This is a genomic window from Limosilactobacillus reuteri (assembly GCF_020785355.1).
In the GTDB taxonomy this organism is placed as follows: domain Bacteria; phylum Bacillota; class Bacilli; order Lactobacillales; family Lactobacillaceae; genus Limosilactobacillus; species Limosilactobacillus reuteri_I.
This window is the reverse complement of the sequence record NZ_JAJGVH010000080.1, coordinates 18,983-40,492: the sequence shown is the minus strand read 5'-3', so window position 1 is coordinate 40,492 and position 21,510 is coordinate 18,983. Positions and strand designations below refer to the sequence as shown.

21 protein-coding genes, 1 riboswitch and 1 other annotated feature are annotated in these 21,510 nt (G+C 39.3%); of the genes, 6 read left to right on the top strand and 15 right to left on the bottom strand.

Translation table 11 applies throughout. The features are described 5' to 3' along the window. Nucleotides 1–10 precede the first annotated feature (10 nt). From rbsK to LMB56_RS08005, 3 genes are all read right to left on the bottom strand, one after another. Nucleotides 11–934, bottom strand: a complete 924-nt coding sequence (gene rbsK, locus LMB56_RS08015; protein WP_003668535.1) for a ribokinase — start codon at nucleotides 932–934, stop codon at nucleotides 11–13. Between the two features lie 56 nt (nucleotides 935–990). After that, entirely contained in the window at nucleotides 991–2,007 is a 1,017-nt protein-coding gene (gene rbsR / locus LMB56_RS08010; protein WP_229283758.1) for a ribose utilization transcriptional repressor RbsR, read from the bottom strand. A gap of 81 nt (nucleotides 2,008–2,088) precedes the next feature. After that, the gene (locus LMB56_RS08005) at nucleotides 2,089–2,697 is read right to left on the bottom strand and encodes a hypothetical protein (RefSeq protein WP_003668538.1); all 609 of its coding nucleotides are present in this window, start codon (nucleotides 2,695–2,697) and stop codon (nucleotides 2,089–2,091) included. 215 nt (nucleotides 2,698–2,912) lie between these two features. Between LMB56_RS08005 and LMB56_RS08000 the strand changes: the two genes are divergently transcribed. Further along, complete coding sequence (locus LMB56_RS08000; RefSeq protein ID WP_122481816.1) at nucleotides 2,913–3,545, top strand: deoxynucleoside kinase; 633 nt, start codon at nucleotides 2,913–2,915, stop codon at nucleotides 3,543–3,545. A 34-nt stretch (nucleotides 3,546–3,579) separates the two neighbouring features. Here LMB56_RS08000 and LMB56_RS07995 read toward each other — a convergent pair whose 3' ends face one another. From LMB56_RS07995 to pepV, 3 genes are all read right to left on the bottom strand, one after another. Beyond that, nucleotides 3,580–4,626 (bottom strand): glycoside hydrolase family 73 protein, encoded by a 1,047-nt coding sequence (locus LMB56_RS07995; protein ID WP_229283757.1) that lies wholly within the window; start codon nucleotides 4,624–4,626, stop codon nucleotides 3,580–3,582. Between the two features lie 90 nt (nucleotides 4,627–4,716). After that, complete coding sequence (locus tag LMB56_RS07990; protein ID WP_229283755.1) at nucleotides 4,717–5,229, bottom strand: universal stress protein; 513 nt, start codon at nucleotides 5,227–5,229, stop codon at nucleotides 4,717–4,719. Between the two features lie 25 nt (nucleotides 5,230–5,254). After that, entirely contained in the window at nucleotides 5,255–6,658 is a 1,404-nt protein-coding gene (gene pepV / locus LMB56_RS07985; RefSeq protein WP_229283754.1) for a dipeptidase PepV, read from the bottom strand. 88 nt (nucleotides 6,659–6,746) lie between these two features. Here pepV and LMB56_RS07980 point away from each other — a divergent pair, with 88 nt between their 5' ends. Continuing rightward, a complete protein-coding gene (locus tag LMB56_RS07980; RefSeq protein WP_229283753.1) occupies nucleotides 6,747–7,607 on the top strand; it encodes an NAD(P)H-hydrate dehydratase in 861 nt (286 codons plus the stop codon). A gap of 63 nt (nucleotides 7,608–7,670) precedes the next feature. On the opposite strand, the gene LMB56_RS07975 is transcribed toward LMB56_RS07980, so the two are convergent. The 6 genes from LMB56_RS07975 to LMB56_RS07950 all read right to left on the bottom strand — a co-directional run bounded on the left by LMB56_RS07975 (nucleotide 7,671) and on the right by LMB56_RS07950 (nucleotide 15,908). Beyond that, nucleotides 7,671–9,320, bottom strand: a complete 1,650-nt coding sequence (locus LMB56_RS07975) for a putative polysaccharide biosynthesis protein (RefSeq protein WP_016496675.1) — start codon at nucleotides 9,318–9,320, stop codon at nucleotides 7,671–7,673. 114 nt (nucleotides 9,321–9,434) lie between these two features. Further along, nucleotides 9,435–9,698, bottom strand: coding sequence for a type II toxin-antitoxin system HicB family antitoxin (locus tag LMB56_RS07970; RefSeq protein ID WP_229274252.1), 264 nt, complete (start codon nucleotides 9,696–9,698; stop codon nucleotides 9,435–9,437). 62 nt (nucleotides 9,699–9,760) lie between these two features. After that, complete coding sequence (gene leuS / locus LMB56_RS07965; RefSeq protein ID WP_229283752.1) at nucleotides 9,761–12,181, bottom strand: leucine--tRNA ligase; 2,421 nt, start codon at nucleotides 12,179–12,181, stop codon at nucleotides 9,761–9,763. A gap of 60 nt (nucleotides 12,182–12,241) precedes the next feature. Continuing rightward, nucleotides 12,242–12,450 (bottom strand) — a binding site (T-box leader). Between the two features lie 52 nt (nucleotides 12,451–12,502). Then, the gene (gene metK, locus LMB56_RS07960; RefSeq protein WP_003664212.1) at nucleotides 12,503–13,690 is read right to left on the bottom strand and encodes a methionine adenosyltransferase; all 1,188 of its coding nucleotides are present in this window, start codon (nucleotides 13,688–13,690) and stop codon (nucleotides 12,503–12,505) included. Further along, a riboswitch (SMK box riboswitch) is annotated at nucleotides 13,688–13,800 on the bottom strand. Its footprint overlaps the gene before it by 3 nt. Nucleotides 13,801–13,850: 50 nt before the next feature. Further along, complete coding sequence (locus LMB56_RS07955) at nucleotides 13,851–14,390, bottom strand: DNA-3-methyladenine glycosylase I (protein WP_229283751.1); 540 nt, start codon at nucleotides 14,388–14,390, stop codon at nucleotides 13,851–13,853. 78 nt (nucleotides 14,391–14,468) lie between these two features. Next, a complete protein-coding gene (locus tag LMB56_RS07950) occupies nucleotides 14,469–15,908 on the bottom strand; it encodes an MFS transporter (protein ID WP_229283750.1) in 1,440 nt (479 codons plus the stop codon). Between the two features lie 123 nt (nucleotides 15,909–16,031). On the opposite strand from LMB56_RS07950, the gene LMB56_RS07945 reads away from it, so the two are divergent. After that, complete coding sequence (locus tag LMB56_RS07945; protein WP_003664217.1) at nucleotides 16,032–16,487, top strand: Fur family transcriptional regulator; 456 nt, start codon at nucleotides 16,032–16,034, stop codon at nucleotides 16,485–16,487. Nucleotides 16,488–16,518: 31 nt separating this feature from the next. On the opposite strand, the gene LMB56_RS07940 is transcribed toward LMB56_RS07945, so the two are convergent. Further along, nucleotides 16,519–17,865 (bottom strand): amino acid permease, encoded by a 1,347-nt coding sequence (locus LMB56_RS07940; RefSeq protein WP_229283749.1) that lies wholly within the window; start codon nucleotides 17,863–17,865, stop codon nucleotides 16,519–16,521. Between the two features lie 90 nt (nucleotides 17,866–17,955). On the opposite strand from LMB56_RS07940, the gene LMB56_RS07935 reads away from it, so the two are divergent. From LMB56_RS07935 to LMB56_RS07925, 3 genes are all read left to right on the top strand, one after another. Continuing rightward, nucleotides 17,956–18,567, top strand: a complete 612-nt coding sequence (locus tag LMB56_RS07935; protein WP_324294059.1) for a VanZ family protein — start codon at nucleotides 17,956–17,958, stop codon at nucleotides 18,565–18,567. 11 nt (nucleotides 18,568–18,578) lie between these two features. Next, nucleotides 18,579–18,746, top strand: coding sequence for a hypothetical protein (locus LMB56_RS07930; protein WP_003664220.1), 168 nt, complete (start codon nucleotides 18,579–18,581; stop codon nucleotides 18,744–18,746). A gap of 169 nt (nucleotides 18,747–18,915) precedes the next feature. Then, the gene (locus tag LMB56_RS07925; protein ID WP_003664221.1) at nucleotides 18,916–19,440 is read left to right on the top strand and encodes an HdeD family acid-resistance protein; all 525 of its coding nucleotides are present in this window, start codon (nucleotides 18,916–18,918) and stop codon (nucleotides 19,438–19,440) included. Between the two features lie 16 nt (nucleotides 19,441–19,456). On the opposite strand, the gene LMB56_RS07920 is transcribed toward LMB56_RS07925, so the two are convergent. Next, on the bottom strand, nucleotides 19,457–19,900 hold the full coding sequence (locus LMB56_RS07920) for a hypothetical protein (protein WP_003668556.1): 444 nt from the start codon (nucleotides 19,898–19,900) through the stop codon (nucleotides 19,457–19,459). Then, complete coding sequence (locus tag LMB56_RS07915; RefSeq protein WP_229277841.1) at nucleotides 19,900–21,399, bottom strand: Y-family DNA polymerase; 1,500 nt, start codon at nucleotides 21,397–21,399, stop codon at nucleotides 19,900–19,902. Before LMB56_RS07915 ends, LMB56_RS07920 begins: the two co-directional genes overlap by 1 nt. Between the last annotated feature and the right edge of the window lie 111 nt (nucleotides 21,400–21,510).

Here is a 21,510-nt window from a genome sequence, read left to right as displayed (position 1 = left end):
TTAACTAAACCTAGTTATTCTTTGATGCAGCAACTACTTCGTCATAAGTAGGAATTGATGGTAATGCACCAAGCTTTTGAACAGCTAATGAACTTGCCCGTTGAGCGTAAACAATTGCCTTTTCTATGTTGCTCATATCAGGCTTTAATTGGGATGAAAGAGCACCAATGAATGTATCACCAGCGGCAGTAGTATCAACAGCATTAACCTTAAAGGCAGGAATGAAGTTGTAACCATCTTGAGTACAGTAGAAGGCACCCTTTGCTCCAACAGTAATAATTAAATTACGGACACCCATTTGAGCAAACTTAGCAGCTGACATAAGCATTGAAGTTTCGTCTGTAATAATAATTCCTGTTAAAGCAGCACTTTCTGTTTCATTTGGAATGATTAAGTCAGTTAACTTCAATAGGTCAGGGTTAATTTCATGAGCAGGAGCAGGATTCAAGATTGTCTTTACGCCATTTTCCTTTGCAATTTGGAATGCCCGTAAAGTAGCTTCTTGTGGTGTTTCAAATTGAGCAATGACAAAATCGGCAGCAGCAATTTGATCGCGAGCATCTTCAACTTCCTTAACGCTTAATTGTTGGTTAGCTCCTCCGTATACTAAGATACTGTTTTGGCCACTTTCATCAAGTAAGATGGCTGCAGATCCAGTACCTGCTTGATCGTCAACATGGATCCCAGTTGTGTCGACGTTGTTATTCTTGAGGTCGTTGATCATCATCTTACCACCAGCGTCATCACCAACTTGACCAACAAATGCTGTTTCAGCGCCTGAACGTGCAGCAGCAACGGCTTGGTTTGCCCCTTTTCCCCCAGCAGCATTAGTCTTACTTAAAGCGGCAATCGTTTCTCCAGGCAATGGCATCCGCTTAACTTTCATCGTTGTATCAACATTTAAACTACCTACAATTGTTACATGATTTGTCATTTGTTTATTTCCTCCTTAAACAATTGGCATCTAAGTGATAATATCATCATACCATATTATTTTGGACGATAGGAACTTGTACTATCTCGTTTAATTAATTTTACTGGAAAGTTTTGCACACGGGCCTCCGCACTATTATGACTAATCTGTTCAATAAGCATTTTAGTAGCTCCAGCACCAAGATCAAAAATCGGCTGTTGTACCGTAGTTAATCGGGGATAAACATAATCATCCCAGTAGATGTTATCATAACCAATCACAGAAATATCTTCAGGAACCTTAACGTCTAATTCATGTAGCCCTCGCAACAATCCAATTGCCATTTCATCATTTGCCGCAAAAACAGCAGAGGCACCAGTTGCTAAAACATCTTTTGCCGCTTTATATCCGCCATCCTTTGTCAAGGGTGCCCGAATAACATCGTGAATCGGATCTAAGCTCAGATTATTTTCGTTAATAATATTTTTGAACCCATTCATTCGGTGATTTAAGTTTTCAGTAGGATTGTCAGAGGTAAGAACAGCAATATGTTTGTGTCCAAGCTCAATAAGGTGTTTAGCTGCAATTTGGCCACCAAGGTAATCATTCGTTTGAACTCGATCACCCTCTTGCGTATGATTCTGATCAAACAAGATGTAAGGAATCTCATTAAAGGAGATAACCTCTTTAATTGTCTCGGTAGTCATCGTTGCACTAGCAATCACCAGCCCACTAATAGAACGCTCAATCATCTGGGAAAGATAATACTTTTCTAGCTTTGGGTCACGGTTGGCACTAAAGACGAGCGGAATAAATTCTGCTTCACGAGCAACACTCTGTACCCCTTCAACAAAAGTCCCAAAAAATGGGTTAGCAATATTGGGAACTAGTACCCCAATTGTCTTGGCACTCTTTAAGATTAAATTTCGGGCATTGAAGTCAGGAACGTACTTATATTTGTCCCGTAATGCTAAAACTCGTTCCTGGGTTGCTTCACTGAACCGATCACCTTTATTATTCAAAATTTGCGAAACAGTAGTTACAGAAACTCCTGCTTCTTTCGCTAAATCACGAATTGTTATTTTCTTTTTCATGGCTGTTCAACCTCTTTAGTAAACAGTTTTATCTAGTTAATAATATTTAATTAATTTAAACTATCTCAACTCATATTGCAATCACATTTCATTAAAAATATCATTAAAAATCTGTTTTCCGGTTGCCATTTGAGTCCCACGAACGCGGAGGTAATCAATCTTAGCTCGCAAAATATCATATTCCCACAATGAAGATAGGTCATGGTCATTATAGTAATGAATTGTTACCTTAATGGGCGTGAGATCAGTAATTATCCCTGTAAAATCATCACTCCCCTTATACTTTTCAGTGCCAATCACAACTGGAAGGCGGTTTTCATAAGAATCATTGAGGAGATTTGACAATAGGTTCCCTTGAGTAATTTCTGGATGGTTATCGATAAACTTTTGCACTTGCCAAATATCAAAATAATTGTAATCATGGGCAACTTTAGTCTTTTCAGAAACCGTCATTAGATAATCACTGTGACGTTCCGTATAAAGGATGCTCTTAATCCGAATAGCAATTAGTCCGTTGATTTTGCCGTCCCAGTCAATACTGATCATTAAGCAAAATACTGGGTCGAGGGCAACCACAAATCCGACATTAAAATAATCATCGTTTGGCAAGTTATGAACTTCAATCAACGTTCCCTGTTGCTTAGCCATTGTTAATTGAACGCGATTCTCACTTTCACTTTCTTTTCTCATCTTTACTTCCTTACTATTAATTTTTCACATGATTAGATTTTTAAAATTTAATCACATATCTATTCTTATTATAATCGCTAACAATGTAGATGTGATAACTTTTACCACGATAAGTTAAATCTAGGAACCACCAAATATTGTAAAATTAGGTGTGTCATTCCACAATATTTTGTAGTAAGATATTTTTTGTGACAAAAAAGTAAAGAGGGGCCATTATGGTGATTATTACAGCAGGGATGATTGGTGTCGGTAAAACAACTTTAACTGGGAAGATTGCCGAACACTTACATACAAAAGCATTTTTTGAACCAGTCGGAGAAAATCCAGTTTTACCACTGTATTATAAAAATCCAAAACAGTACGGCTTTTTACTCCAAATTTATTTTTTAAACAAGCGTTTCTCAATGATTAAACAAGCACTTACTGATGATAACAACGTGCTTGACCGTTCTATTTACGAAGATGCCTTGTTTACGCGAGAAAATAACGCCGAGGGGAACATCACTGATACTGAATTAGAAGTATACCTAAAGCTTCTCGATAATATGATGAGCGACCTCCAACAGTTACCTAAGCGCGCACCAGATTTAATGGTTTATTCTGAAACTGATTTTGAAACCATCTTATACCGAATCAAAAAGCGCGGGCGGGATTACGAGCAAATTGATACTAATCCAGAATTAAAGGATTACTATTACAAGATGTGGAGTGCCTACAAGCAATGGTATAAGGATTACGATGCTAGTCCAAAAATGAAAATTGATTTAGAGCGTTATGATCTTGAAAATCCTAAGAATGTTGATGCAGTCTTAGCAATGATCGATGAGCGCTTAAAGTCATTACGATAAATAATTGATAAGAGCATGATTAGGGGTCTACCTTTTAATCATGCTCTTTCTTTTTCTTCAACAAATGACGAAACATTTCAATCATTCCTGCTGTCCCCACTCCACCAAGCAAGGGAACATATGAAGGGATACTAACATCGTTCTTTCGCGCTTGAACAGGATGTTTGTCAACGATCGGCATCGCCTCACTCTCCTCTTTCCTGTCTGTCATTGGAATAGGATTAGCCCGTTCATTGCTGGTATTAACTTGATCATCGTATTTAGTAAGTTGATAAGTATCAATCAGCTGATTTAGCTTCCGATCATACTCGGGATCTGTTGCATATCGTCCGCGAAGTGCCCGCGTAGCTTCACGATAATTTTTGGTATTTTGACGATGAACTCCTTGATAAAGTGGGGCTTCTAATGTTTGCGCATAATCTCTCAATGCTTCATATTCACTTGCATACTGGCGAAAATTACTAACGACCTGAAACTTATGTCCTTGTTCGTCATATTCAGTCGTAGGTTGAGCAACTGTTTGCCGGGCAAAATAACCCTTAACCCCAAAAAGATTATTATTAGGCGCCTTTCCCAACGTACTGCATCCCCAGTCGCTCTCTAAGGCTGCTTGCGCAATAATAATTGATGGATACAAATCATATTCCCGACCAATTTGTTGAGCAGCTGGGGCTATTCGATTAATAAATCGTGCTTGGACTGCGGATGGTTGTTGAGGTTGATAAACCTGCTCATCTTCTTTATCTTCTAGCAACTGTCTTTGTTCAGCAGAATTTTCAGTTGAAGATTGAATAGTTTCATGCTCTGGCTCTTCCTCTGTACCTGTCAAAGCATTATTCTGCTCATTTTCCTTCGCTTGAGCAGCATTTTCATATTCTGTTAAATAAGCATCAATATATTCTTCATCATGATTAACTAAGGCCTCTTCATCAATCGGCTTTGCACGTTTTACATCTTCATTTGCATCAAATCGTGCTTGTTGGATAGCGTCCGCTTTAATCGGTTGCCCATTAAGGCTTGTTAAAACAATTAATGCACTTGTAATAGCACGGCGGTTTAACACAATAAAACACTCCTTCATAATGTCCTATAGTATATATACGTGAAAATTATGAATTTGCATTTTTAAACTAGAAAAGACTAGAAGAAAATTCCCCCTAGTCTTTATGCTTTACATTTCAGGATATGTCGTTTCCTTAATATCCAACTTTTGATTTTTCAAATTTGTCTTAACAACGGTAACGTCACATGGTGCTTCACGAATAGTATAAGCAGCCGTTGAACCAACAAGCAGACGACCGACAACATTTAATCCGGTTGCGCCAATAATGATTAAATCAATATCATTTTCTTTTGGATAACGTTCTGCAAGTTCAACCTTAGCGTTACCAACTTTTACATCAGTTTCGACATCTTTTATTCCAGCAGCTTCTGCTTTTTTCTTGTAGTCAGCTAATTTCTTTTGCATTGTTTCAATTGCTGAATCATAAATGCTATGACTAACAAAGCCGTATCCACCAGGACCAGTACTTGGGTAGCGTTCACCATTGATAATACTTAATAAGTACAATTTAGCATCATTGGTCTTAGCAGTGTCAACTGCTTTTTCAAAAGCCATATCAGCTTGCTTTGAACCATCAACACCAACAAGAATATTTTGATAACTCATTCTTGCCACCTCCATTTTGTATCCTTATTTTAGCACAAAATTAATCAGTAACGAGATTATTAATTGCTTCCATGTAAATCGCCATCGATGTAATTAAATCATTAACAGGTTGATACTCATTAGCCTGATGCATTGTATTTGGCGTATGTGGCATTAAAGCACCAAAGGCAACGCCCCGCTTCATCAAACGACCGTAAGTTCCACCACCAACGACTTCTGGCTTTGCGTCTGTATCTCCAGTTTGGTCAATATAAGCTTGCATCAATGTCTTAACGATTGGATCGTCTGGATCAACATAATGTGGAGCTTGAGATGGACCTTGTGTAACTTTAATTTGTAATTTGTCGGCAATCGCCTTTACAGTATCCTCTAGCTTATCTGGTGTCACGCCTTTAGGGAAGCGGAAGTTCATGTCAATGTGACCACCCTTGTCCGCATCAAAGTTTAAAATTCCGGCGTTCATAGTTAATTCACCCATTACCGGATCAGTGTAAGCACCATTAAAGCCATCCATCCGCGTATCTAAATGAAGATAGTCCGCTAAGAATTCAATGAAGCTCTTTGCGCCCCCACCAAAGTCATATCGATTTAAGAACTTTGCAAGGTAGGTTGCCGCATTGATTCCCTTTTCTGGTTCCATTCCATGCGCAGCTTTTCCAATGACAGTAATCTTAAGCCCCTTATCTGTTGATTCAATATTACCTTCAATCGGATTTTCTTCAATAAAGTGGCCAAAATCATTAGTAACTTCTTGAGGGTTATCCGTCCGCATGAGGGCAACTGCTTCCCGCGGTACCATGTTGAAACGTAAGCCAGATTCAAAACTAACTAGTTGTGTTGAGGCATCCCCATTGCCAGCAGGAACATCAAGCAAGAGCGATACTTGCCCCTTTTCACCGTTAATTACTGGGAATTCCGCATCTGGTGAAAAACCAAATGTTGGGGCTGGTTCAACTTCAAAGTAACGATGCATTCCAGTCCAGTTACTTTCTTCATCAGTTCCAACGATAAAACGAACTTTCTTGTTAAACTTTACGCCTTGATCTTTCAAATACTTTAAGGCATAGTAAGCGGCCATTCCAGGTCCCTTATCATCAGAAGCACCACGACCATATAAGTTACCATCCTTGATAACTGGGTCAAATGGATCCGTATCCCAACCCTTACCAGCAGGCATTACGTCAAGATGGGCTAAAATAGCAAGTGTTTCATCACCTTCACCCCATTCAGCATACCCAACAAGGTTATCAATGTTCTTTACTTTAAAACCGTCTTGTTCTGCCATCTCTAAAAATGCTTTTAGCGCTTGGGCAGGACGAGGGCCAAGCGGGTATTCAGCTGTTGCCGCCGAATCATCACGGACACTAGGGATCTTCATTAATGCTACGAGATCATTTAAATAGTTTTCTTTTTGTGCCTCTGCGGCTTTCATCCAATCAGTCAAGATTAATCCCTCCAAAATATTCTACTTTGACTAATTTTAATGATACCATTAAATTGTCTATTAAATAAAATAATAAGGAGTCTTAACTGTGAAAAAACTTACTGACCAAATCTTAAAGGATGTTATTACTCCCCGTCCTGAAAACAGTTTTAAAGGTACTTTTGGGAAAGTTACTCTTATCGGCGGCAATCGTAATTTTGGTGGCGCAATCATCATGGCATCAACCGCGGCCGTCTGTGCTGGTGCTGGGCTTGTAACAACTGCTACTGATGAAATCAACGCTAGTGCCCTCCATGCGCAGTTGCCAGAAGCAATGTTCGCTGATTTTACTGATGATGCCCTAGTCGCTGACCTTACCCAAGCTGCTACCAGTGTGGTCGTTGGGCCAGGCCTCGGAAATGATGAAACAAGTTTACGAATTTTGAAAAATGTTTTTGCTCATACGACCGAGAAACAAAATGTGATCATTGATGGATCTGCAATTACCCTTATGGCGATGGAAAAGCTTGAACAACCACAAGGAAATATCATTTACACTCCTCATGAAATGGAATGGCAACGGCTCTCTGGAATCAAGATTGGGGAGCAAACTGAAGATAAAAGCAGAGCCGCTCAAGAAAAACTTGGTGCTACCATTGTCTTAAAGAAGCACCACACAGAAATTTATACTGATGACCAAGTATATCAATTGCCAATCGGTACCCCCGCCCAAGCAGTTGGTGGAATGGGTGATACTCTTGCTGGAATGGTTGGAGGTTTCACTGCTGAATTTAATGAGAAGGCAGATAAGGCCGTCCTTGCTGCCGTTTATGCGCACAGTGCGATTGCGGAAAAGATCGCTGAAAGCCAGTATATTGTTCTCCCTCATCAAATTAGCCGTGCTCTCCCTACCTTCATGAAAAAGATGGAGGGGATGAATGAAGATCACCATATTGGATTTTTGAATTAAGAATTTAAGGATATAAAAAAGGTTCAGAGCAAATCCTCACTCTGAACCTTTTTGTGTGCATTGTTATTTAATGTGTAAAATCGTTCGTAATCTTGCTACTCGTGGTCCCAATAGCTGGTCGGCTAATCGTGACTTTAAGCAGAGATAGAGATAAATTCCTGCTCCGACTATTACTCCCGGAATTAAGGAGAAGAAAGCAGTGTAGCGCCCATATGGACTAACAAAATGGCCAATGATTAACATTACAATCTTTGTCCCGGCAAACATCACTAAGGAGTAAGCTAAAATCTGGTTAGTTGGCAGGGCCATCTTATCAAAACGTAGGTGAAATTCCATATTAAAGGAATGCAAGATTAAATAGTTAATCACAAACATTGAAATTCCGGTTGAAACTAGTGGTCCTAATCCTTCAAAAATCCAAATACATGGAAACTGGAGGATAAATTTAATTACGATTCCAATGGCTAAGAACATCATCATCTTCTTATTCTCAGAAATCCCCTGCATCATTGCTGCGGCTACAGTATACAAGCCTAACATGATCGAAATGTAAGCCGCAAATTGCAGTACCACGACCCCTGCCGCATCATAACGGTAAAAGACGGTGTAGATTTGCTGGGCAACCGCGGATAATCCAAGAGCAGCCGGGATCATCACAAAATAGAATAACAAGAGAACGTTTTGAATCTGTTTTCGCATATCCTCTTGATCGTTCTGAGCCCGGGCTGTTGCAAGCAACGGAATAACTGTTGCGGCTAATGCAGAAGCTAATGAAATAACAATCATGTAAAGCTTATTGGCATTAAACGCAAATAAGGCATAAGTAACGTCCATCTGGTACTTAGTAAAGTGACCGACTAATGGCATCATCCGCTTAAAGGTATATTGGTCAATTAATTGGAAAATCGTTACCCCTGATTCAATAATGATGAACGGAATTGACTGATAAATAATCTTAAAAATTAATGTTTGGGTTGAAACTTCAGTATTTATTTCACCATGTGCCACCAAGTCATTCATTTCACGTTGATGACGCATCCAGGCAATTCCCAAGACAATTACTGCACCAATTGCCCCGATAAAGGCCGCAAAGGTTGATTGGGAAACGGCACTAACCCAACTACCATTTTGAATCTTCATGATGAAATAAGTAGCCGCCAACATATAAATAACCCGGAAAAGCTGTTCAACAAATTGTGAAATTGCTGATGGTGCCATCCAGTTATATCCTTGTAAAAATCCTCGGGTAATTGACATCCCCGGAATAATCAAAATAGCCCAAGCTAACGAGCGGATAACGGGAATCATATTTGGATCTCCATTATCCATTAAACGAGCCCCAAACATCATCACCGTTGTACAAATTACACCCATTGCCATTGCAACGTACATTCCAGAATGATACAGTCGGCGACTAACGCCATACTGGTTTATTCCGTTATAATGCGCGACCATTTTAGAAATTGCAGAAGGAATCCCCGCCGTTGCAATCACTAAAAACATATTATAAATATTGTACCCCTGAGCATATAAGGCATTCGCTTCGTTACTGTAAGCTCCTAACCATGTAACCCACGGAATAATGTACAGCGCCCCTAAGATCCGCGAAGTAATACTACCAGCTGTCATCCAAGCTGATCCTGTAATCATCTTTGTTCGCGAATCTTTTTTTACTGCGGTGCTGCTCAAATCATTTACTTTATTTTCTTCCATGATTTGTTGCAATCCTACCTTTTTTATTTTAATCGAGTTTACACAATCTTAATCATTTTATCGTGAATAAAAAGCTGGTGCAATTCGATTTACCGTTTTTAATATTTCTTTAACCTAGTATTGTTCCAAATCGACAGTTACCATTTTAATGATTTGATCTGGATGTTGTTGCTTTAACGCCTCTAATGAGCTTACGGCTGGGGCAACTTCAAAGTGGCCGAGTTTATCATTAAGGGTAATCGCTAAGCCCAATTTAGCAAAATCCATCGCCTCATCCATTGTTTTCCCCTGAGTAAATGCTTCTGGCAAATCTGGAAAATCGACTTGAATTTCATTATCTTTCGGGGTAAAAATTGCTGGATAACTTACTATTTCCATAACTGATCTCCTCAAATAAAAAGAAGCAGGAAAACATAGATTCCCTGCCCTTTATTAATTTACTATTTTGCAACGATGTTAACGATCTTGTTAGGGACAACAATGACTTTTTTAATATCCTTGCCATCAGTAAACTTCTTAACATGTTCGTTTGCTAAAGCAAGTTGTTGTGCTTCATCGCGGTCAGTATCCTTGGCCATCTTAATCTTAGCCCGTACCTTACCGTTAACCTGAACGATCATTTCAACTTCATCTTCAACTAAAGCTTTTGGATCGTAAGTTGGCCATGGTTGATAAGTGATTGTATCACTCTCACCGAATTGACTCCAGAGTTCTTCAGCCATGTGCGGCATGATTGGTGCAATCATTTTTATAAAGCCTTTCATGTATTCAACTGGTAAATCATCAACCTTGTAGGCTTCGTTAACAAAGACCATCAATTGAGAAATAGCCGTATTGAAGTGCATCCGTTCGTAGTCTTCGGTAACCTTCTTAACAGTTTGATTGTAAACCTTAGTAAGCTTACCATCATTGAAAGTAGATACCCGGTCACGAAGGTGGTTATTATCATCCATCAATAACCGCCATACACGTTGAACCCACTTATTAGCACCATGAAGTCCCTTTTCATCCCAAGGCACAGATTCTTCAAGTGGTCCCATGAACATTTCATAAAGACGTAAAGTATCAGCCCCGTATTGGTCAACAATGTCATCAGGGTTAACAACATTACCTTTGGACTTCGACATCTTTTCATGGTTTGAACCAAGAATCATTCCCTGGTTAACAAGCTTCATGAATGGTTCTTTAGTTGGTACGAGACCGAGGTCATAAAGAACCTTATGCCAGAATCGAGCATAGAGCAAGTGAAGAACAGCGTGTTCAGCTCCACCAACATAGAGATCAACTGGTGACCAGTAATCAAGAGCTTCTTTTGAGGCAAATTCCTTGTCATTATGAGGATCAGTGTACCGGAGCCAGTACCATGATGAACCGGCCCACTGTGGCATGGTGTTAGTCTCACGAAGACCATGCCGACCATTTTCGTCATAAACGTTAACCCAATCTTCAACATTTGCTAATGGACTTTCACCAGTTCCTGATGGTTCAATGTTATCAGTCTTTGGCAATTCAAGTGGAAGTTCATCTTCTGGAACTAATGAGGTTGTCCCATCATCCCAGTGAATAACTGGAATTGGTTCACCCCAGTAACGTTGCCGACTGAAGATCCAGTCACGAAGACGGTAGTTAACCTTCTTATGACCAGCATCGTGTTCTTCAAGCCAATCGATCATCTTTTGCTTTGCATCAGCAATATTTAAACCATCAAGGAAGCCAGAATTAATGTGTTTACCATCGCCATCAAAAGCACCTTCTGAAATATCTGCGCCTTCAATAATAGGTTTGATTGGCAAGTCAAACTTAGTAGCAAAGTCATAATCCCGTTGATCACCGGAAGGAACAGCCATTACTGCTCCGGTTCCGTATGAGGCAAGCACGTAATCACTGATCCAAATTGGCAGTTTTTCACCGTTAACTGGATTAATGACGTAAGAACCAGTAAATACCCCAGTCTTATCCTTATTTAAGTCAGTCCGTTCAAGGTCAGACCGCCGTGATGCTTCTTCCTTGTACTTTTCAACTTCCGCCTTGTGTTCTGGCGTCGTCAATTGATCTACTAATTCTTGTTCAGGAGCAAGAACTACATAGGAAGCACCAAAAAGCGTGTCTGCCCGGGTCGTAAATACTTCAATCTTAGTATCTTCATCCCCCACAACTGGGAAAAATACTGACGCACCTTCTGAACGACCGATCCAGTTACGTTGCATTTCCTTAACGCTTTCTGGCCAGTCAACAAGGTCAAGATCATCAATCAAACGGTCCGCATAAGCAGTAATCTTTAAAACCCATTGACGCATTGGCTTACGGTATACGGGGTAGCCGCCACGTTTAGTCTTGCCATCTTCAACTTCTTCGTTGGCAACAACTGTTCCACCCATAAAATCAGGGGCCCAGTTAACCATAATTTCACTTTCGTAAGCAAGCCCTTTCTTGTAGAGCTGTTCAAAAATCCATTGAGTCCACTTGTAGAATTGAGGATCAGTCGTATTTACTTCCCGATCCCAGTCATATGAGAAACCAAGTGATTGGATTTGGTCACGGAAATGGTCAATATTTTTGTTCGTAAAGTCCTTAGGGTTGTGGCCAGTCTTTAATGCATATTGTTCAGCTGGTAAACCGAATGCATCCCACCCCATTGGATGTAAGACATTAAATCCTTGCATCCGCTTCATCCGTGACATTACATCCGTAGCGGTATAACCTTCTGGGTGACCAACGTGGAGTCCTTGACCAGATGGATATGGGAACATGTCTAATGCATAGTACTTCTTTTGGTCCTTATTAAGGTCAGCTTTGAAAGTCTCATTCTTCTTCCAAAACTTTTGCCACTTTTTTTCAATCGTCTTATGATCGTAAGCCATATTTTCTACTCCTTATTCTGATTTTGATGATCGTAATAAAAAAGTCCCGTAGAAATCAATCTACGAGACGAAATAACTCCGCGGTACCACCCGTTTTCCATGGAAGCCATGGCGCTTAGGACCTTAACGCGGTAAACGTCATTACCTACTAAGATTCAGTAATAATCACATTTAGATGAGTTCGTAAATGACCAGTCTCCTGTTCACACCACCACAGGATCTCTGCTGACCTCGTCAAAAACTACTATTTCTATTACGATCAAATATTTAACGCCTATTTTAACAACCACCGTTAATGATTGCAAGCGTGTAACTAAATTATTAGCCTAAAATTTCTTTTAATTCGTCAACTTTATCAAGGTGTTCCCATGGTAAGTCCACATCAGTCCGGCCAAAGTGACCATAAGCAGCAGTTTGCTTGTAAATTGGCCGCTTCAAGTCGAGCATTTCAATAATTCCAGCTGGACGTAAATCAAATACTTTTCGAACAGCGGCAATTAATTCTTCTTCTGAACGGGTACCGGTACCATAAGTATTAATCATGATCGATACTGGTTCTGCTACACCGATGGCATAAGCAACTTGAATTTCAGCCTTCTTAGCATAACCCGCTGCGACAATGTTTTTAGCAATGTAGCGCGCAGCATAACTAGCAGAACGGTCAACCTTAGTAGCATCCTTTCCAGAAAAGGCTCCACCACCGTGATGGGCAGCCCCACCATAAGTATCAACAATAATCTTCCGTCCTGTTAAACCGGCATCTCCCTGCGGTCCACCGATTACAAACCGACCTGTTGGATTAATGAAGTACTTAGTTTGGTCATCAAGGTACTCAGCTGGAATGACAGCTTCAATCACTTGTTCTTTAATATCCTTTTTAATTTGATCAAGTGAAACCTCTGGATCATGCTGGGTACTTAAAACAACGGTGTCAACACGTAACGGCTTGTCATTCTCATCGTATTCTACAGTTACTTCAGCCTTTGCATCCGGACGAAGGTAAGAGATAACGCCATCCTTACGTAGTTGAGCAATCTTACGCATTAATTTATGGCTTAAAACCAATGTTAATGGCATATATTCAGGTGTTTCGTCAGTAGCGTAACCAAACATCAATCCTTGGTCACCGGCACCAATCTTATCAAGCGGATCAGCTTCACCTTCACGCGTTTCTAAGGAGTCATCAACCCCTTGCGCAATGTCTGGTGATTGTTCATCGATTGCAGTGATAACAGCACAATTATCAGCATCGAAACCGTACTTACCATCTGTATAACCGATCTTACGAATTGTGTCCCGCACAATCTGTTGGATATTAACGTAGGCCTTAGTAGAAACTTCACCAAAGACTAATACTAGTCCAGTGGTAACTGAGGTCTCAACTGCAACCCGTGAATCAGGATCCTTCTTAAGCAATTCATCTAAGATCGCGTCACTGATTTGGTCAGCAATCTTATCTGGATGTCCTTCTGATACTGATTCGGATGTAAATAAATGTCGTTCTGCCATTTTCTAATTCCCCCATATTCTATTGAAACTTTCAAATAGTTTGTAGTTGCGGTTACAAGGCATCTTCACGTTCAGACGTGAATCCTATCGGGAATTGCTTTATAACGAGAATAATCTTAGCATAATTGTCAACCAACAATCAATGTTAATCCTTACATTCTTACTTTAAACGGGCACTGACCATTCCCACCGCTGTCATGAAAGAGTAAATAATTGTCGGACCAACAAATTTAAATCCATCCTTCCGCATTTGCTTGGCTATTTCTTCTGAGGCCGGCGTTTTAGAAGCTAATTCAACATCGGTAGTTAACCCCAAGTCTTGCGGTTGATCATCAACAAAGTGCCACACATAATTATCAAACGTCTTTCCCGTTTTCCGTAATTTTAAAATCACTTGTGCATTATTAATTACCGCTAATATTTTAAGACGATTACGAATAATAGTTTCATCCTCACATAATCGATTAATATCTTCATCGGTAAAGGAAGCAACTTTTTCAATCTTAAAGTTCGCAAATGCCTGGTTAAATGCTTCTCGCCGCCGCCAGATTGTTTGCCAAGTTAAACCGGCCTGAAATAATTCTAAAGATAACATTGCAAATAACTGCTGGTCATCATGAACTGGAAAGCCCCAGTAGTGATCATAATAGTCTTGCATTTCCGGTGTCGCATTTGCCCATTGTGGTCGTTTAAGTGTCATTATTAATACCTCTTTTTTGATTTTAAAATAATAGAGAGCAGAAATTTTCTCCTCCCTATTTTATATACGAATTTTTGGTTATTTTGTACTTTTTTCTTTATTAGTATTTTTTAGCATAAATGCTAGTATGAGCCCAATCAATTCAGTGATGATCATGCCGATAAATACCAAATGATAGCCGTGAAGGGAAGCAACTTGAGCCGAACTTCCCCGTTGAAGTGCATTTGTAGTAGCAACCGTTAAGATCAGTGTTGAAATAGTAACACCCGCGGATCCGAGAACTTGCCGGACAGTTGTTATTACGGCAGTTCCGTGGGGTACTAATTCATCAGGCAAGGCATTTGCTCCCAGTGTGACAGCTGGCATCATTACAAAGGCATTTCCACCTTCAATCACCATTGCGCAAAGGATCATTCCCAATAAGCTGAGATGATTAAGGACGATTAATCCAGCAACCCAGCCAATGATAATCATAAACATTCCCACTAGCATTGTCGGTTTAAACCCGATTTTATCAGCCAATTTTCCTGACAAAGGATTCAGGATACTAAGAAAAGCAGCTCCAGGTACTAAGGCCATCCCAGAAACAAATGGACTAACTTTTAATACTCCCTGATAATAAAGGGGAAAAATTATTGTCGTTACAATTAAGGCAATATATGAAATCGACGTTAAAAGAATTGCTAAATCATAATTAAAAGTCTTCAATACCCGTAATTCCAATAGCGGGTGCTTGAGGTGAAGCTGCCGAATGCAGAACCAGATAACCGCAATAAGACTAACAATAAAGATCCCTGCATTTATTCCCCATGCAGGATTCTTTTTTCCAGTTTGGTCAACAACGTACATAATCCCAATTAATCCAACTAGTAAAATTACTGATAGCCAATCAAGGTTCGTTTCATGGCGTTCCATTACATCTTGGATCAGTCCGCTAGCAGCCATTAAAATAATTACCGAAATAACAAGCATGAAGAGGATAAAAAGGCTCTTCCAGCTAAAAAATTTTAGAATAATTCCTGAAACAATCGGTCCACAAGCAAGGGCGGATCCCATTACCAAACCGGCAATTCCCATTGTTGAACCCCGCTCTTCTTTAGGCGTAATCTCAAGCAAAACAGTTTGATATGATGGGAATAGTACTCCAACGGCAAATGCCTCCATGGCCCGTCCAATCATCATAAACCAGAAGCCATTAATTCCCCAAGACGCGGGGGTTAAGACAATCATCAAGGATCCAATATCAAATAGTCCCAGTGCTCCAATGAACATTGTCTTAAAACTCATATTATTGAGCATCCACGGGCTAATTGGCATGCTGACACACATTACGAGCATAAAACCAGTCGTCAGCCATTGAACGGTTGATGCTGAAATTCCAAAAGCATTCATTAAGGTTGGATAGGCAGTTGACAACGATGATTGACTAATTGACATCGTAAAGGTACCAACTAGTAAAGTAAAAATAAACCAAAAGCGACTATAGCTTTTTCCATTACGTGCGATACTTTGATCCATATCATTCTCTCCCTCTTTAGAATAATTATTATCTGACCGTTAATTATTATATGTTTTGAATTAGTGAATGTAAATGTTATAATGTCAATAGATTATAATTATTTTAAGAAAGGGGACGACATTATGGCAGAAGCAGAATTTGATCGAGCTCTTGACCATCTTCGTGAAAACAAGGTTCGTCTTACTCCCCAGCGGAAAACTATCTTAAATTACTTAATCAATCATCATACTCATCCGAGTGTCGAAATGATTTATGATGACCTTAAAGACACAGTTGCCAATATCAGTATGGCAACTGTTTATAATACTCTAAAACTCTTCGTTGATTATAATCTCGTAATTGAGCTAAAAAATGGAGACGGCAGTACTCACTTTGACTATTTCGGCCACCCGCATTATCATGTCGTCTGCGATAATTGTGGTAAGATTTCTGATGTTTTTGATGAACATTTTACTGCAATCACGAAAGAATTAACGGTTATGACTCATGAAAAGACTGGCTATCTAGTTACAGGAAATAACATCGAAGTCCATGGCATTTGTCCCGAGTGTCAACGTAAATTACATTTGAATCGTTAGTAAAAAATTCCCCGAAAACTCGGGGAATTTTTTATGCTTTCTTTTGTGTTAATGAAGCAACGGCAAGAACTGCAAACCAAGCTAAAGTTAGTATAAGCGCAATTAAAGTTTGTTTCTCCATACATAAAACAATTAGCACAATAAAAAGAAAAACTAAAATAACATAGTCAGTAAAAGGCGCGCCTGGCATCTTGAAAGTTCTCGATTGCGGATGCTGACGAATATATTTTAAATGCGCCAAGATAATAGCAGCCCACACAAAGAGAAAACTCGTGGTAGCAATACTGGAAACAAAAGTAAAAACTCCTTCTGGCATTACTAAGTTTAAGATAGCGGCAATTCCAATAACAACTGCAGAAATAATAACCGCTGTTGCAGGTACCGACCGCGTAGATAAGCGACTAATCTTACGGATAACAGGCCGGTGAGCAGTAGAGGTTAACTCAGCCAGCATTCGGCCAGTTGTATATAGAGAACTATTACAAGCAGAAGCCGCAGCAGTAATTACTACAAAATTAACGATACTAGCGGCCCCCGGAAGACCAATGTCACGGAAAACAAGGACAAACGGACTATTGCTTGGTGAAAGTTTACTCCATGGATAAATACACATAATGACAGCCAAAGCACCGATATAAAAGAGCATAATTCGAACGGGAATGCCATTAATCGCCTTAGGAATAACAACTTTAGGGTTCTCTGCCTCAGCGGCTGTCACCCCTACCATTTCAATTCCAACAAAGGCAAATACAACCATTTGAAAAGAAAGCATGAAGCCCTTTGTCCCGGTAGCAAAAAAGCCCCCATCATTAACTAAATTAGCAGGAGTAGCGAGATAGCCGCTTGCCGAATGAAAATGAAGCAAAACTAAAATGACGCCAACGACAATTAAAATAACAATTGCCAAAATTTTAATAAGGGCAAACCAAAATTCGAGTTCACCAAACGTACTAACAGTCATTAGATTTAATCCCAGTAAAATTAGCAGAGTTACTAATCCAGGTAACCATTGGGGAACTTGAGGAAACCATAGTTGAAAATATAATCCAATGGCGGTAACTTCGGCCATCGCCAATGCTAGCCAACACGCCCAATAAGCCCAACCCATTATAAAACTCACGCGATTACCAAGATAATTACGAATCGCATCCATAAATGAATGGTAATGTAAATCGGAAAGAAGCAATTCCCCTAAGGCCCGCATAATTCCAAAACAAATAATTCCAGTAATTAAATATGCTAAAAGGATTGCTGGACCAGCAGCGTGAATTGCCTTCCCCGATCCAAGAAATAATCCTGTCCCAATCGTTCCGCCAAGCGCCATTAATTGAATATGACGGCTTTTAAGTTTACGTGTAAATTCTTGTTTTTCTGCCATGATTCTCTCTCTTCCTCAATAATTGAAGTTTTATTAATCCTAGTTAGGTTTACTAGTCATTACTAAAAAAATCAACTATGATATATAACATTGAAAACCTATTGTATACCATTTTTCGTAGAAGGAGAAATTACATTGTACGCATTAATTCACTGGATCCCATTTTTTATTTATTTTTTTGCAGGATCTGTCCTCGTTACCCATAATCACCTTTGGAAAAAATTTCCTAACTTCAGCCAGCATATTACAATTGCAACCTTTTTTATCTACTTAACTGCTATCGACTGGCTCTGCCTAACTCCTTCAATGTTTAATTTTAGTTCTGCTAACAAACTTTTATTTTATTTTCACGGCGTACCATTTAATATCATCCCCCTCCAAGGACTCAGCCAAGAATTTTTCTTAAATATTGTGATGACCTTGCCACTAGGAGTTTATCTTTATTTAATTAATCACCAAATGCCCTTCAGTCGTGCTATTCTCTACGGCTTTTTCTTCAGCTTATTTATCGAGTGTAACCAATTTGTTTGCGACCTTCTTTTTCATATTGGAAGGGTTGCCGATGTGGATGATTTGATTAGCAATACCATCGGAACTACAATTGGTTTTGCAGTAATGATCATACTTGATCAAACGATTTTTCATCAAGTTATTAAACAATTTATGCTAGTAGGTGGAAAATCTGATAAACTGAATAACTGAGGTGGTAAAAGATGATTACAAATGAACAAAGAGCACATGATATTGCTCTTACCTTACTACAATCCCGAGCAAAAGATCTAAAGCCAATCGAAGCATATCATGAATATGTCAATTCATTATTACCAATCTTAAAGGAGATTGATAAGGATTTTCCCAACGGTATTAAAGAGCACCTTTAATTTCCCGGGAAATTACGACAAAAGCCGAAAGAAAAAAGAACTTTTCTTCCGGCTTTTACTATTTTATTCTATATGTATTATGCTACCTTGTTGAGATTTCCTTTCTTCTTGTTTTATCAACCCATTTGAACTATGATATTAATGATTTTATTTTTAGGGAGGTTTTTCAATGTTTGAAGAAACTAAAAAGGGCTTTGACTGGTTTAGCCTAATTGTTGGAGTCTTATTTATCATTGCCGGAATTGCATCATTCACGCGGCCAGATAAAACCCTTCACTTCTTAGCCATTGTTGCCGGAATTGCTTTTATTTTCCGCGGAATTTATGAATTATGGTTCCGTCAACGAATCGGTCGAATCTTAGGAGAATCCTCAGGTTGGTTAATTTTTTCTGCAATTTTAGATATTATTTTAGGAATTATTTTTCTTTTCCAACCAGGTTTTGGTGTGCTCTTCATCGCTATTATCTTTGCTATTTGGTTTATCCTTGACTCCATCACTGAATTGCTCAGTGCAAAATTTTTCAAGGAATTTCATCGCGGATACTACTGGTTCATTGTAATTCTAGCAATTTTGAGTTTGGTCTTAGGGGTTATTCTTTTATTTAGCCCATTACTTTCCGCTATTACAGTGGTATGGTTAGTTTCAACATTCTTGATTGTTTTCGGAATCATGAAACTTATTCAAGCATTTTAACTTATATTAAAAGAGGTCAGTTTTGCTGATCTCTTTTAATTTTACGAATATTTTGAATTATAAGCCTTGTTCCGTCATCAAATATTAGGTGGTGAGCATGGTGATCAATTCGTTTTAATTGCCCCGTGTATTCTTCATAAAAACCAGTCTTACCATTAAAGAATTCAACTTTTATTAGCGGATGTGATCGGCCCCGTTCAATCATGGCAAGTTGGACTCTAATTCGATGCCTCATCTCAGCTGTGGGATAAGTTTTATGACCATACTTTTCCCCTACTTTTGCTAATAATTGATGGTAGCCGGTCAAGGCCGCAAAAGGAGAAAACTGCGCAGCGCGATCTTCGGTGGTCATTGGCGTATGAGCTTGAGAAACATGCCGAGGGGTGTTGATAATATCACGATACTTTGAGGTATCACTAAACAAGCTTTTTTCTATTTTCAACAAATCTTCATTTTCCATTATGCTTGGTGCCCTCCAATCTGATTATTTCTTTCCAAAAGAGTAGCACCTTTTTTCAAATCAGCTGCTCGAATAATGGCGTTTTTACCGTACTCATTTTGCAAATCGAGGACAAGTCTTTGTAGTTTTTGATCTTTTTCTTGAACCTTGGAACGATTCTTATGTTTTTTCGTTGAGTCCGTAAATAAATCTAACTGCTCATTGTAATTTGCCAATCGAGCAAGTCGTGGTGAGAGAAGGTGGTTCGCTATTACCGTAATTTTACGAGCTGTCAATCGCCGATCAAGGTCAGAATCACATAACTTCATAAATGCCTCCATCAATTCTGTCCCAGATGAAGTCGGTAAGGAAAGATTAGCCTTTCCATGCATCGGTTTTGGCGCCTGGCGTCCATAGAAGTCTGTCACTAACGGCCCTTGGTAATCCTCTGATATATTAGAAACATCATAGGCGACCCTTAAAGCTACTTGATCAGTTACTAAGTTTTGCTTAGTTAACTGGAGAGCTAATGAATTAACCATCTCTTGAATCACTAACCGGGTTTCTGTAAAGTTATAAGGTCGAGGCAACACCTGCCCAGAATATACTCCATGATCAGATGAATGATAATTTTTGATATCTTTAATGGTTGCGGACTCATATCCCCACGCATGGTCAATAATGATTTCCGCATTTTTTCCAAATTCGCGGTATAATACTTCTTCATTCATTGGATCAGATAACTTTCCCAAAGAACAACGAGCAATATCTCCCATTGTATAAAGACCTAGCTTTTTTAGTCGTCGCGCATATCCAGGACCAATTCGCCAAAAGTCTGTTAGTGGCTGGTGCGCCCAAAGGTAACGGCGGAAAGTATGTTCATTCATTTGTGCAATCCGGACCCCGTCTTCATCCCCTGGAATCCGTTTAGCTACTATATCCATCGCTACTTTCGCTAAGAAAAGATTAGTTCCAATTCCTGCAGTTGCAGTAATCTGGGTCTCTGCTTTGATTGTTTGGATGATTTCCTTAGCTAAAGAACGGGCACTAACATGATATTCATTAAGATAATCAGTAATATCCATCATTACCTCGTCAATAGAATAAACATGGATCTTTTCTGGTGGTAAATAGCGTAAATAAATTTCATAGATGGCGGCACTTTTTTCAAGATAAAAATTCATTCGTGGACGTGCGATCTTATAACCAATTTTAAGTTCTGGTGATTTTAATAATTCATCCCGGTAAATTGAAACAACTGGTGATAATCGCTGGTGAGACATTTCTTTGGCACGACGATTATTCAAATACGCTACCCGTTGTTCCACCTCATACAATCGCGGGCGACCAGAAACGCCAAACTTTTTCAAAGCTGGTGAGACGGCGAGACAAATAGTCTTACTAGTTCGCGATTCATCGGCAACTACAAGGTTAGCGTTTAAAGGATCAAGCCCACACTCAGTACATTCGACCGAGGCATAAAATGATTTCAAATCGATTGCCATATATGTTCGCCCCATTGTAATGTACCTCCATCCTTTTAGTAAATACTATTATACCCTCAGCCAAACATACGTTCAAGAAACAGACAAAAATAAGGAGACTGGGAAAACTCAGCCTCCTTATTTAAC